Genomic DNA, 12545 nt, shown 5'->3' with positions numbered 1-12545 from the left:
ACGTCAGTCGGCGACAGGCCGGCGGGCGGCTGCGCGCATCGCCTCGAGCTCGCGGATGATGGTCGCGGCGTCGTGGGGGCCGCTGTGGCGCTGCGGAACCCGGCCCTCGACGCCGAGATAGAACGTCGGTGTCCCCGGTAGCTCGCTGGTGAGCGCGTCGAGTTCGTCGTCCTCGACGCGGGTGACGAAGTCGCCGGTCCGGAGGTCGTCCTCGAAGCGATCCATGTCGAGCCCGAGGTCCGCGGCGTAGCGGTCGATGTCGTCGCGCTCGAGGGCGTCGCTGTGCAGGAACAGCGTGTCGTGCATCTCCCAGAACTTGCCCTGTGCCGCAGCGGCTTCCGACGCCTCGGACGCGTACCGGGCATGCGGGTGGTAGTCGTCGAGCGGGTAGTGGCGGAAGATGTAGCGCACCTTGTCTCCGAAGTGTTCCCGCACCTCGCGCGTGCTTCCGGTCGCCTTGCTGCAGAACGGGCACTCGAAATCGCCGTACTCCACGATGGTGAGCGGCGCGTCCACCGGTCCGCGGATGTGGTCCCGCTTCGGGCTCACGCGGCGGAGGAGGTCCAGTGACGGTTCCGCGGGCGGCGGCGCGAATCGGTTGCCGAGCGAGAACACCAGCCAGCCGAGCAGCGCGGCGATCACGGAGGCACTGAGCACGCCGACGCGGGCTTGATCTGCGAGAGCCGGGTCGTCCAGCGCGAGATCGACGATGAACAGCGAGATGGTGAATCCCACGCCGGAGAGCGCGGCGCCGCCGGCGATCTGCGGGAAGGTGAGCCCCGGTGTCATGGATCCCGGCCGGAGCTTCGCGAACACCGCGCTCGCCGTCGTGATGCCGACGAACTTGCCGAGCACCAGGCCGACGACGATGCCCCAGGTCAGCGACGACGTGGCGGCGGCACGCAGCGTCTCCGAGCTCAGGACCACACCCGCGTTCGCGAGGGCGAAGATCGGCACGATGATGAAGGCCGTGTACGGCTGGTGGAGCCGCATCAGCCGCTCGTTCACCGAGACGGCGCGCTCGAGTCCGAGCCGCGCGGCGCGGGCGTACTCCGGATTGGGGGACTGCCGAAACGCGCGGGTCAGCGCGGCGGCATGTTCCACCTCACGCCGCCGCGGCGGGTAGACGGGCAGGATCAGGGCGATCATGACGCCCGCGAGAGTGGGGTGGACGCCGGACTCGTACATGGCGACCCAGGTGACCACCGAGACGAGTCCGTAGCCCGCGCCGCGCCACACCCGCAGGCCGCGCAGCGACGCGATCAGAGCGAGGCCCGCCACGGACACGAGCAGGGGCCCGATCCGCAGTTCGTCGGTGTAGAACACCGCGATGATGGCGAGGGCGCCGACGTCGTCGGCCACGGCGAGGGTCAGCAGGAAGATGCGCAGACGCACGGCTCGGGCGGGTCCGACGACCGCGAGGAGCCCGACCACGAACGCGGTGTCGGTCGAGATCACGACACCCCACGCCGCGGCCTCGGGCCCGGTGGGATTGAGGAGAAGGAACAACGCCGCGGGCAGTGCGAGCCCGGCGATCGCCGCCACGATGGGAACGGCGGCGCGGGACCGGTCGCGGAGCTCGCCCATGGCGAACTCACGCTTCACCTCGAGCCCGACGACGAAGAAGAACAGAGCCATCAGACCGTCGTTGACCCAGTGCTGCAGGTCGAGCTCGATGCCCTCATCACCCAGCGTGATCGACAGCGGGGTGTGCCAGAACGACTGGTAGGTCTCACCCCACGGCGAGTTCGCCCAGATCAGCGCGACCACGGTGGCGACGAGGAGGAACGCCGCAGCGACGGTCTCGCTGCTGTCTCCCCGACGCGCATCCGCGATCTTGTCGACCAGGCCTCTGAACCGCGTCCGATGCGCGGTGATCGACTCCGTCACCGCACGAAACTACAGCAGCGCCGCACCCCTCGCGGGGTGCGGCGCTGTGAGCTCGTGCGGTGAAGACGGAGTGTCAGCTCGCGTCGCGTGCCGCTTCCTTCTCGGAACCGGCGCCGGCCGTCGAGAGCTGGCCACCAGCGTTCTCGAGGTGCGCACGCACGAACCAGTGGAACAGCTCCAGCTGGCCGCTGTGTCCGATGAGCAGGTCCTCGGTGACGGGGTCGACCTTGCCGACCTCCTCGATCGCCGCGCGGTAGTCCGAGATCACGCCGGTGTAGACGAGGTCGAGCGCGCCGAGGTGCTCGATGGCCGGCGCGCGGCCGATGCTGTAGTCGTCCCACTTGCGCTGCGAGACGATGGTGCCGGGGGTGCCGAGTGCGGACGAGCCCAGCGTCGCGATGCGCTCCGCGACGTCGTCGGCGAAGCCGCGCACGGCCTCGACCTGGGGATCCAGCATCTCGTGGACGGAGATGAAGTTGGGTCCGACGACGTTCCAGTGCACGTGCTTGAGCGTCAGATGCAGGTCGTTCAGGGCGTTGAGGCGGTCCTGGAGGACCTCCGCCACATGGGCACCGTCGGCGACGTCCATGCCGGGAACGGTGTACGAGGCCGTCTTCTGCGTCGTGTCAGTCATGCACCGTGGATTCACCGCCGGCCCCTCGTTCAAACCCCCCGGCGTCGCAGGTCACACCGGCTCGGGGGCATGGTCTCGGTGTGGTCCGGAGCGACCCCGCATCTGCGTAGGCTGAGCGTCGTAGCGTTGTCGAGAAGGGTGTTCCACGAGTCATGCGAGTCTTCTTCTGCCGCAAGTGCGGTCAACAGCTGTCGTTCGAGAACTCCATCTGCCTGAGCTGTGACAGCAGGCTGGGATTCCACCTGCCGAGTCGCAGCATGCAGGTGCTCGACGACGATCTGTCCGTGGTCGTGGACGGCACCACCTGGCGACGCTGCGCCAACATCAAGTTGGCGCAGTGCAACTGGTTGGTCGACGCGACGGACGGGGACACGCTGTGCCTGTCCTGCGCCCTCACTCGCACGCGGCCCGCCGACTCCGACCAGGAGGCCATCGCCGAGTTCGCGTCCGCGGAGACGGCGAAGCGCCGGGTGGTGCTCGAGCTCGACGAGTTGCACCTGCCGATCATCGGGCGGGACGAGAACCCCGAGGGTGGTCTCGCGTTCGACCTTCTCTCGAGCGCCAACCGCAACGTCATCACCGGTCATGCCAACGGTCTGATCACGCTGGACCTCGCCGAGAGCGACGACGTGCACCGCGAGCAGCTGCGGGTGTCGATGGACGAGCCCTATCGCACGCTCGTCGGCCACTTCCGGCACGAGATCGGCCACTTCTATCAGATGGTGCTGATCGGCAGCGGTGAGCATCGCGCGCGGTTCGAGGAACTTTTTGGCAACCCGGACGACGATTACCAGGCGGCACTGGATCGGCACTACAGCGAGGGTGCACCGGACGGCTGGAAGAAGAACTACGTGTCGTCCTACGCGACGATGCATCCGGCCGAGGACTGGGCGGAGACGTTCGCCCACTACCTGCACATCCGGGACACCCTGGACACCGCTGCGGCCTACGCCTTCGCGCCCGCCGGATCCACCTTCGAGGCGCCACTGGCCGGCGACGTCGGTTTCAGCCGGATCATCGACTGGTGGCTACCGCTGACGTGGGCACTCAACCAGCTGAACAGGTCCATGGGACACCAGGACCTCTACCCCTTCGTCCTGCCGGCGAAGGTGCTGGAGAAGATGCGCTTCGTTCACTCCGTCATCGTCCCCGACGAGGTCTGAGCAGTCGACTTCTACCAAGAACCGCTTCGTTCGGGAGGCAGCCGGGCGATGAGGGACCGCGCGCACTCGATGGTGAGCGTCGTGTCGTGGGACAGCACGTAGTCGTACCGACGTTCCATGTCGGGTCCGGTGTCGCCGAGGTCGCGGGCCGCGAGCACCGCGGAGAAATGGGGCGTGAGCACGACGACGTCCCATTCCTCGCGTAACGCGTCCGACGCGGCGAGGTTGGCGCCGCGGATCTTCGGGGCAGGCTCGGTCCCGATGTTCTCCGCGAGCGCGCCGACGAGCGTCGCGTTCATGGCCATCAGCTCCCACCGTCGTCCGGTGATGGGCGTGAAGTGCTTGACGTGCTGGAACGCTCCGAGCATCAGCGCGGTCTGCTGGCTGTCGGTCGCCATCGCCTCGAGGTTCTTGCTGATCTCGATGAGCAGACGCTTGCTCGCTCGGCGTACGTCGCGACCGCCGGCAGCCAGGTTGTACGGCGTCGACATCGGGGTGAAGCCGCGATCGCGCGCGATCTCGAACTCGAGGGGTGATCCCACGGGACTGTCGACGGAGAGGTCGGTGGTCGATCCGTAGAGGGAGCCCTCGCCGACGCGCGCTCCCATGGCCTGCGCCGTGAGCGCTGCTCGTGGGGTGTCGATGCCCTCGGCCATGACCACGGCGCCGGTGCGCTCCACCTGGGCCGCGACGGCGTTGACCACGCGGGCCGTGAAGCGATTGGGGCGTGTGGCCAGGAGGGTCCGGTCCAGCTTGATCACGTCCGGCTCGAGCAGCGGGAGCAGAGCGAGGGACTCGGGCCGTACTCCCACGTGGTCGACGGCGATGGCCCAGCCGAGTCGTCGGACCTCGGCGACCACCTGCATCAGGTGCGCCGGTCGTCGGATGAGCGCGGTCTCGTCGAACTGCAGCACCGCGCCGCCCATGTCGTGGTCCCGCAGGTCGGGCAGTTCCGTGAGGGAGTCGGGGTCGACCGCGATGAACAGGGGCAGTTCACGAGGAAGCTCGGCGCGCGCGGCCTCGCTGAGCGCTCCGTTCCACCGTGCGGCGTCGAGGTCGGGTGTCATGCCCATCGACTTCGCGGCCGACGCGAGTGACACGGGGTCGGCGAACGACGAGTCGGCGGGACCCAGAACGACCGCCTCGTACCCGACGATGGCATCGGTCTGCAGATCGATGATGCGCTGGAACGACGTGCGGAGGCTCTCGGGACCGAGCAGATCGCTGAGTCCGCCCCCGTCCCGGTCACCGGAGAACAGCACGGGACGGGCCGGCCTGCTTCCGGCTGTGTTGGTTCGGTCGTCGATCACCACGGCGTGTGCCCTTCCGTCATGTCGGCGCGTTCGCGAGGAACGTGCTCGACCCTCGACCGCCGCCGTGGTTTGACAGGAGTCCTACGTCATCCCGACACGGCGCAGTCAGCGCCCTCCCGGGTGTCTCACCACATTACCCGATTGGCGATGGGGACCACCCGTATGTGTTAATTGCGGTGCGATCAGGTAAAGCGACTTCGCTAGGGATGGTTCACAAGCATGGGTGCTCGACGTTCGGTTCGTTTCCTCGCTCGTTCGGCTGCAGGCGTCCTCGCCGCCGCCGCCGTCACCGTCGGGGTGGCCGTGCCCGCCTCCGCGGCGCCGCTGTGGCCCGGTGGCCCGGACATCTCGCTCCCGCCGATCCCCGGCATCACCGCCCCCGCGCCCGGTGTCCCGACACCGCCGGTCGCCCCGCCCGCACCCGTCGAGGCGCCGCGTGGTCCCGCGAACTTCTCCGCTCCCGCACTGAACCCGTCCGCGGGCGAGGTCGTCGGTGTCGCGCAGCCGATCATCGTCCGGTTCGCCGCCCCGATCGACGACCGCGCGGTCGCCGAGCGGGCGATCGACGTGACCACGTCCGCCGGTGATGTCGCCGGCCGCTTCTTCTGGTTCTCCGACAGCCAGGTCCGCTGGCGACCCGACGTCTTCTGGCCGGCGAACACGACCGTGACGGTGACCGCGGGAGACGCGTCGTCCACCTTCACCGTCGGCGACGCGATCGTCACGACGGCCGACGACGACACCAAGACCATCACGGTGACGCGCAACGGCGAGGTGGTGCGCACCATGCCCACCTCGATGGGCAAGGTCGGCCACGAGACGCCCAACGGCACCTACATCGTCGGCGAGCGTTTCCGCGACATGTACATGGACTCGTCCACCTACGGCGTGCCGGTCGATGCGCCCGAGGGTTACCGGACCTACGTGGAGTACGCCACCCGCATGTCGAACAGCGGCATCTTCGTCCACGCCGCGCCGTGGTCGGTGGACAGTCAGGGTGTCGAGAACGTCAGCCACGGCTGCCTCAACGTCAGCACCGAGGACGCGAAATGGTTCTTCGAGACGGCCCAGAAGGGTGATCCGGTGGTGGTGCAGAACACCGACGGCGGCATTCTGAACGGCCGCGACGGCCTCGGCGACTGGCAACTCTGAACGATCACATCTCGGACCGATACTGATCGGTCCATGTTCACCATTCGTTCGCTTTACCTACGCTAATGTCCCACCGGTGAGAGCAAGCCCGCCGCGATCGCGGCCGGTGGTCCAGCGCACCTTGCCGGAACTGCCACCCGCACAACGGTCTTTCCTCCGTCGACCGTGGCGCGACTACGCGCTGTTCCTGGTGTTGGTCGGGCCGAACCTGGTTTTGCTGGGCGTGTTCACCTACCGGCCGCTGCTGGACAACATCAGGCTCTCGTTCTTCGACTGGAACATCTCGTCGCCGACGTCGACCTTCATCGGTCTCGCGAACTATCGCGAATGGTGGGGGCGCAGCGACACGTGGCAGATCGTGTCGAACACCGTCATCTTCACCATCGCGGCGGTGGCGGGCAGCATGCTCCTCGGACTCGTCCTGGCGATGCTCCTCGATCGCAAGCTGCGCGGCCGCAACATCGTCCGGTCGGCCGTCTTCGCTCCGTTCGTCATCTCCGGCGCGGCCATCGGTGTGGCGTTCCAGTTCGTGTTCGATCCGAACTTCGGCCTGATCCAGGACGTCATGCGGCGGTTCGGCTTCGAGGGAGTGCCGGACTTCTACCAGAGCCCCGGGTGGGCGCTGTTCATGATCACCGTGACGTACCTGTGGAAGAACCTGGGCTACGCCTTCGTCATCTATCTCGCAGCGCTGCAGGGTCTTCGGCAGGATCTGACCGAAGCCGCGCAGATCGACGGCGCGAGTCGGTGGACGACGTTCCGCAAGGTGACGCTTCCTCAGCTGCGTCCCACCACGTTCTTCCTGTCCATCACGGTCATGCTCAACTCGTTGCAGGTCTTCGACATCATCAACGTGATGACGCGGGGTGGTCCGCTGGGTACCGGCACCACCACGATGGTCTATCAGGTGTACGAGGAGTCATTCAGGAACTTCCGGGCGGGCTACGGCGCGACCGTCGCCACGATCATGTTCCTGGTGCTGCTGATCATCACCGTCCTGCAGGTGCGAGTCATGGATCGAGGTGACGCGCGATGAGCGTGATCGACAGGGCACCGGCCGCCGCCACTGCCGACGATGCCCGCCCGGCGCGGGACGCCGCCCGGCGTCGCCGACTCTCCACACTCTTCGGCTACGCAGCGATGGTCGTGGTCATCGTCATCATCGGGTTGCCGCTCTTCTGGATCGTCGTCACCTCGTTCAAGGAGCGCGGTGACATCTACGTGCAGCCGTCGGTCTGGTGGCCCGCGGTGTTCCGCCCGGAGAACTACGACGAGGCGACGACCACCGTTCCGTTCTGGACGTTCCTGAAGAACTCCCTGATCATCACCAGCATCCTGGCCGTCGTGAAGTTCGCGCTGGGCGTGCTGAGCGCCTACGGCCTCGTCTTCCTGCGCTTTCCGGGTAAGACGATCGTCTTCCTCGTGATCATCGCGGCACTGATGGTGCCGAACCAGATCACGGTGATCTCCAACTACGCGTTGGTGGCGCAGTTGGGGTGGCGCAACACCTTCCAGGGCATCATCGTGCCGCTGGCGGGCGTGGCATTCGGAACGTTCCTCATGCGCAACCACTTCCTGTCGATACCGCAGGAGATCATCGAGGCCGCCCGCATGGACGCCGCCGGCCCGGTCCGCCTGCTGTTCCGGGTGGTCCTGCCGTTGTCGGGCCCGACCATGGTCGCGTTCGCCACCATCACCGTGGTGAACGAGTGGAACGAGTACCTCTGGCCGTTCCTGATGTCGGACGACTCGTCCGTCGCGCCGCTGCCGGTGGGCCTGACCCAGTTGCAGAACAACGACGGCGTCACCAACTGGGGGCCCGTCATGGCCGGCACCGTCCTGACGATGCTCCCCATTCTGATCGTCTTCCTGGCTCTCCAGCGTCACATGATCAAGGGCCTCACTTCCGGCGCCGTCAAGGGCTGACCAACCTATGAACAAGGAGCACATGATGCAGCCATTCTCTCGCCGCGGATTCCTCGGACTGTCCGGTGCCGTCGCCGCCGGTGCCGCCCTCACCGCCTGTGCCGGAACGAGTTCGACGAGCAGCTCGTCGTCGTCCGGTGGTGGCGATGCCAGTACGATCACGTTCTGGTCGTCCCACCCGGGCAGCTCGAAGGACATCGAGAACGAGCTCATCTCGCGCTTCCAGACCGCGAATCCCGACCTGACGGTGCAGATGGTCGACGGCGGTAAGAACTACGAGGAGATCGCGCAGAAGTTCAACGCGGCGCTGTCGGGCGGGTCGCTGCCGGACGTCGTGCTGCTCTCGGACGTGTGGTGGTTCAACTTCGCGTTGCTCGGCGCGATCTCGCCGCTGGACGACCTGTTCTCGCAGGCGGGCGTGAACACGAGCGACTACGTCGACTCGCTCGTCGCCGATTACAACTGGAACGACAAGACGTGGGCGCTGCCCTACGCCCGCTCGACCCCGCTGTTCTACTACAACCGCGAGGTGTGGACTGCTGCCGGACTCCCGGATCGCGGGCCGGCCACGTGGCAGGAGTTCGACCAGTGGGGCCCGGAGATCCAGCGCGCCATCGGATCCGGCAAGCTCGCGCACGGCTGGGGCAACGCGGAGGACTACCTGGGGTGGACCTTCGAGGGCCCGATCTGGACGTTCGGCGGCAGCTACTCCGACGAGTTCGATCTGAAGTTCACCGACGAGCGCACCATCGAGGCCGGCAACTTCCTCAAGGACATGATCCACACGAAGAAGTACGCGGCCGTGTCCAACGACATCGCCAACGACTTCTCCGCGGGCCTGCTCGGCTCGACCATCGCGTCGACCGGCGACCTGTCGGGCATCACGAAGAACGCGAAGTTCGACTTCGGCACGGCGTTCCTCCCCGCCGAGGCGGGCACTCCCGGGTGCCCGACGGGTGGCGCCGGACTGGCCATCCCGGCGAACATCCCGGACGAGCGGAAGATCAACGCGCTCAAGTTCATCGAGTTCGTGACCAACACCGAGAACACGGCGTACTTCTCGCAGAACGTCGGCTACATGCCGGTGCGCAAGTCGTCCGCCACCGACGCCTCCGAGGTCGCGTTCCTCGAGCAGAACCCCCGCTCGCGGACCGCGGTGGACCAGCTCGCGCGGACCCGGTCGCAGGACTACGCCCGCGTGTTCGTGCCCGGCGGCGATCAGATCATCGGTGCGGGTCTCGAGCAGATCGCCCTGCAGAACGCCGATGTCGCGTCGACGTTCTCGGGTGTGCAGGATCAGTTGCAGCAGATCATCGATCGCCAGATCACTCCCAAGCTGCCCAAGTAGAAGCGGACCACCTCTGTCATGGCCTCGGTACATTTCGTGGAGACGACCCACCGCTACGCGGGAGCACCGACTCCCTCGGTGGACGCGCTCAGTCTGGACATCGCGGACGGCGAGTTCCTCGTGCTCGTCGGACCGTCGGGATGCGGCAAGTCGACGAGCCTGCGCATGCTCGCCGGGCTCGAGGCGATCGAGAGCGGGCGCATCGAGATCGGCGGCAAGGACGTCAGCGGGTTCGCACCCAAGGAACGTGACGTCGCGATGGTGTTCCAGAACTACGCGCTGTATCCGAACATGACGGTGGCGGAGAACATGGGATTCGCGCTGCGCAACGCGGGAATGTCGAAGGCGGACACGGCCGTCCGCGTCGAGGAGGCGGCTCGGATGCTCGAGCTCGAGCCCCTCCTCGGCCGGCGTCCGGGCAAGCTGTCCGGCGGCCAACGTCAGCGCGTGGCGATGGGGCGCGCGATCGTGCGTCGCCCCGAGGTGTTCTGCATGGACGAGCCGCTCTCCAACCTGGACGCGAAGCTCCGGGTGAGCACGAGGTCGCAGATCGCGTCGTTGCAGCGCCGGCTCGGCACGACGACGGTGTACGTGACGCACGATCAGGTCGAGGCCATGACGATGGGGGACCGGGTCGCGGTCCTGAAGAGCGGACTCCTGCAGCAGGTCGCGAGTCCCCGTGAGCTGTACGCGAATCCGGTCAACGACTTCGTCGCGTCGTTCATCGGCTCGCCCGCGATGAATCTGCTCGAGACGGACGTGGTGGACGGCCACGCCGTCCTGGGTGGCGCGCGCATCCCGGTGCCCGCCGCACACAAGGGGAGGATCGTCGTCGGGGTCCGCCCCGAGTCGTGGGAACTGGTGGGCGAGTCCGACACCGAGGCGGTCGAGCTGACCACCGAGCTGGTCGAGGAACTGGGGGCGGAGTCGTTCGCCTACTCGGTCGGACCGGCGGACGCCGGCTGGACGGCCCGCGGTGGCCGCGTGGTGGTGCGGGTGGATCGTCGTGTCGTGGTCGGTGCGGGCGAGCGCCTGCGCGTCCGGCCGGACGCGGGTGAGGTGTACTTCTTCGATCCCGAGTCCGGCCTGCGCCTGCGCTAGATCACCAGATGCGGACGCGCTGCTGCGGATCGAGGTAGAGCGCGTCCTGCTCTGTCACCTCGAAGGCCTCGTGGAAGCTGTCGAGGTTGCGGACCACGCCGTTGCATCGGAACTCGGGCGGCGAGTGGGGATCGATGGACAGGCGGCGCAGCGCCTCCGCGTCCCGCGCCTTGGTGCGCCACACCTGCGCCCAACCGAAGAAGACACGTTGGAGCCCTGTCAGGCCGTCGATCTCGGGGGCCGCGGAGCCGTTCAGTGAGATCTTGTACGCCTCGACGGCGATCGACAGACCACCGAGGTCGCCGATGTTCTCGCCGATCGTGAACTTCCCGTTGACGTGGTGTCCGGGAAGGGCTTTCGGCTCGAACGAGTCGTACTGCTCGATCAGCGCGGTGGTGCGCTTGCCGAACTCGCTGCGATCACTGTCGGTCCACCAGTCGACGAGGTTGCCGTCACCGTCGTACTTGGCTCCCTGGTCGTCGAATCCGTGGCCGATCTCGTGTCCGATGACCGCACCGATTCCGCCGTAGTTCGCGGCGTCGTCGGCGTCCGGGTCGAAGAACGGGGGCTGCAAGATCGCGGCGGGGAACACGATCTCGTTCATGCCCGGGTTGTAGTAGGCGTTGACGGTCTGCGGGGTCATGAACCACTCGCCGCGGTCCACCGGACCACCGAGCTTGTCCAGATCGCGCTGGTACTCGGCCTCGTAGCCGCGGCGGTAGTTGCCCACCACGTCCGCCGGATCGATCAGCAGCGAGGAGTAGTCCCGCCAGGTGTCCGGGTAGCCGATCTTCGGGGTGAACTTGTCGAGCTTCGCCAGCGCGGCCGTCCGCGTCTCCGGGCTCATCCACTCGAGGTCGGAGATGTTGCGCCGGTACGCCTCGACGAGGTTGGCCACCAGTTCCTGCATGCGCGTCCGCGAATCGGCCGGGAAGTGCTTCTGTACGTACAGCTTTCCCACCGCCTCGCCCATCAGATCCTGTACGAGGGAGACGCCGCGCTTCCAGCGCTCGCGGTTGGTCTCGGTTCCCGTCAGCGTGCGGCCGTAGAAGGCGAAGTTCTCGTCGACGACCGCGGACGTCAGGTACGGCGCGCGGGAGTGGAGGATGCGCCAGGTGGCCCAGGCCTTCCAGTCGTCGAGGCTGCGCGTCGACCACAGCTCCGCGAACGTGGTGAGGAACTCGGGCTGGCGGACGACGATCTCGGCGAAGTGACGGTCCGCGTCGGCGCCGAGGCCCTCGATCCAGGCGCCCCACTCGAAGCCGGGCGCGTCCGCTCGCAGCGACGCGAGCGTCGTCAGGTTGTAGGAGAGATCGGCGTCGCGGCGCTTCACCACGTCCCAGTGGCCCGCCGCCAGGGCGGTCTCGAGATCGAGGACGCTCGCTGCGGAACGGGTCACGCCCGCGAGGGCGAACATGGCGCCGATGTGCTCGGCGTACTGCTCGCGAACCTGTGCGTGCTCGTCCTCCCGGTAGTAGGACTCGTCGGGGAGGCCGAGGCCGGACTGCGAGAAGTGGACGAGGTAGCGGTCCGATTTCTTCGAGTCGGTGTCGACGTAGTGCGCGACCGCGCCGCCGACACCGGTGCGCTGCAGAGTGCCGAGTACGCGGGCGAGCGCCTCGCTGTCGGTGGCGTCGGCCACCGCCGCGAGCTCGTCGGCGATCGGCGCGGTGCCGGCCGCCTCGATGGCGTCGGCGTCCAGGAAGCTGCTGTAGAGGTCACCGATCTTCGCGGCGTCCGAGCCGGGCGCCGGACTGGAGTCCGCCGCGACCTGGATGATGTCGCGGACGTGCTCCTCGGCCCGGTCGTACAGTGTCCGGAACGCGCCGTCGACGGCGCGGTCGGCCGGGATGTCGTACTCGGCCAGCCAGCGGCCGTTGACGTGCTCGAAGAGATCGTCCTGCGCTCTGGTGGCGGCGTCGACGAACTTCAGGTCCAGGCCCGAGGGCCGTGCGAGTGATGCGTCCGAGGTCATGCCTCCATCCTGACAGGCCGGACGAGATGCGCGGGGTCGACGG

The 12545-nt window shown here is 67.5% G+C and carries 10 protein-coding genes; 6 read left to right on the top strand and 4 right to left on the bottom strand.

Annotated elements, in window-relative coordinates; genetic code table 11:
• Window positions 1-3: 3 nt before the first annotated feature.
• Together nhaA and HQ314_RS09720 are read right to left on the bottom strand one after the other, a co-directional pair.
• The gene (nhaA, locus tag HQ314_RS09725) at window positions 4-1878 is read right to left on the bottom strand and encodes a Na+/H+ antiporter NhaA (RefSeq protein WP_222650087.1); all 1875 of its coding nucleotides are present in this window, start codon (window positions 1876-1878) and stop codon (window positions 4-6) included.
• A gap of 85 nt (window positions 1879-1963) precedes the next feature.
• On the bottom strand, window positions 1964-2524 hold the full coding sequence (locus tag HQ314_RS09720) for a Dps family protein (RefSeq protein WP_056441116.1): 561 nt from the start codon (window positions 2522-2524) through the stop codon (window positions 1964-1966).
• A 152-nt stretch (window positions 2525-2676) separates the two neighbouring features.
• Here HQ314_RS09720 and HQ314_RS09715 point away from each other — a divergent pair, with 152 nt between their 5' ends.
• Window positions 2677-3687 (top strand): putative zinc-binding metallopeptidase, encoded by a 1011-nt coding sequence (locus HQ314_RS09715; RefSeq protein ID WP_027506122.1) that lies wholly within the window; start codon window positions 2677-2679, stop codon window positions 3685-3687.
• Window positions 3688-3698: 11 nt separating this feature from the next.
• On the opposite strand, the gene HQ314_RS09710 is transcribed toward HQ314_RS09715, so the two are convergent.
• Window positions 3699-5000: an EAL domain-containing protein gene (locus HQ314_RS09710; protein ID WP_235578864.1), complete on the bottom strand. Its 1302-nt coding sequence runs from the start codon at window positions 4998-5000 to the stop codon at window positions 3699-3701.
• A gap of 219 nt (window positions 5001-5219) precedes the next feature.
• On the opposite strand from HQ314_RS09710, the gene HQ314_RS09705 reads away from it, so the two are divergent.
• The 5 genes from HQ314_RS09705 to HQ314_RS09685 all read left to right on the top strand — a co-directional run bounded on the left by HQ314_RS09705 (window position 5220) and on the right by HQ314_RS09685 (window position 10527).
• Entirely contained in the window at window positions 5220-6152 is a 933-nt protein-coding gene (locus HQ314_RS09705) for a L,D-transpeptidase (RefSeq protein WP_027506123.1), read from the top strand.
• 76 nt (window positions 6153-6228) lie between these two features.
• A complete protein-coding gene (locus HQ314_RS09700) occupies window positions 6229-7188 on the top strand; it encodes a carbohydrate ABC transporter permease (RefSeq protein WP_374197826.1) in 960 nt (319 codons plus the stop codon).
• Window positions 7185-8078 carry a carbohydrate ABC transporter permease gene (locus tag HQ314_RS09695; RefSeq protein ID WP_027506125.1) on the top strand — a complete coding sequence of 298 codons (894 nt, stop codon included), beginning with the start codon at window positions 7185-7187 and terminating at the stop codon, window positions 8076-8078. The genes HQ314_RS09700 and HQ314_RS09695 overlap by 4 nt, the downstream gene beginning before the upstream one ends.
• Before the next feature lie 25 nt (window positions 8079-8103).
• A complete protein-coding gene (locus HQ314_RS09690) occupies window positions 8104-9426 on the top strand; it encodes an ABC transporter substrate-binding protein (RefSeq protein ID WP_027506126.1) in 1323 nt (440 codons plus the stop codon).
• A gap of 18 nt (window positions 9427-9444) precedes the next feature.
• Window positions 9445-10527 carry an ABC transporter ATP-binding protein gene (locus HQ314_RS09685; RefSeq protein WP_056441124.1) on the top strand — a complete coding sequence of 361 codons (1083 nt, stop codon included), beginning with the start codon at window positions 9445-9447 and terminating at the stop codon, window positions 10525-10527.
• A 1-nt stretch (window position 10528) separates the two neighbouring features.
• Here the strand turns inward: HQ314_RS09685 and HQ314_RS09680 are convergent, their stop codons facing one another.
• Complete coding sequence (locus HQ314_RS09680) at window positions 10529-12502, bottom strand: M13 family metallopeptidase (RefSeq protein ID WP_222649910.1); 1974 nt, start codon at window positions 12500-12502, stop codon at window positions 10529-10531.
• Window positions 12503-12545 lie beyond the last annotated feature (43 nt).

Source organism: Rhodococcus sp. BP-332, assembly GCF_019836065.1.
In the GTDB taxonomy this organism is placed as follows: Bacteria; Actinomycetota; Actinomycetes; order Mycobacteriales; family Mycobacteriaceae; genus Rhodococcoides.
Note: the sequence above shows the minus strand (reverse complement) of the source record. Positions and strands in the feature narration are given on the sequence as shown.

What these genes read in the sequence shown, in the direction of transcription:
- HQ314_RS09720 (WP_056441116.1), bottom strand. Translation starts at nt 2,524, where the DNA reads ATGACTGACACGACGCAGAAGACGGCCTCGTACACCGTTCCCGGCATG.
- HQ314_RS09715 (WP_027506122.1), top strand. Translation starts at nt 2,677, where the DNA reads ATGCGAGTCTTCTTCTGCCGCAAGTGCGGTCAACAGCTGTCGTTCGAG.
- HQ314_RS09705 (WP_027506123.1), top strand. Translation starts at nt 5,220, where the DNA reads ATGGGTGCTCGACGTTCGGTTCGTTTCCTCGCTCGTTCGGCTGCAGGC.
- HQ314_RS09695 (WP_027506125.1), top strand. Translation starts at nt 7,185, where the DNA reads ATGAGCGTGATCGACAGGGCACCGGCCGCCGCCACTGCCGACGATGCC.
- HQ314_RS09690 (WP_027506126.1), top strand. Translation starts at nt 8,104, where the DNA reads ATGCAGCCATTCTCTCGCCGCGGATTCCTCGGACTGTCCGGTGCCGTC.
- HQ314_RS09685 (WP_056441124.1), top strand. Translation starts at nt 9,445, where the DNA reads ATGGCCTCGGTACATTTCGTGGAGACGACCCACCGCTACGCGGGAGCA.
- HQ314_RS09680 (WP_222649910.1), bottom strand. Translation starts at nt 12,502, where the DNA reads ATGACCTCGGACGCATCACTCGCACGGCCCTCGGGCCTGGACCTGAAG.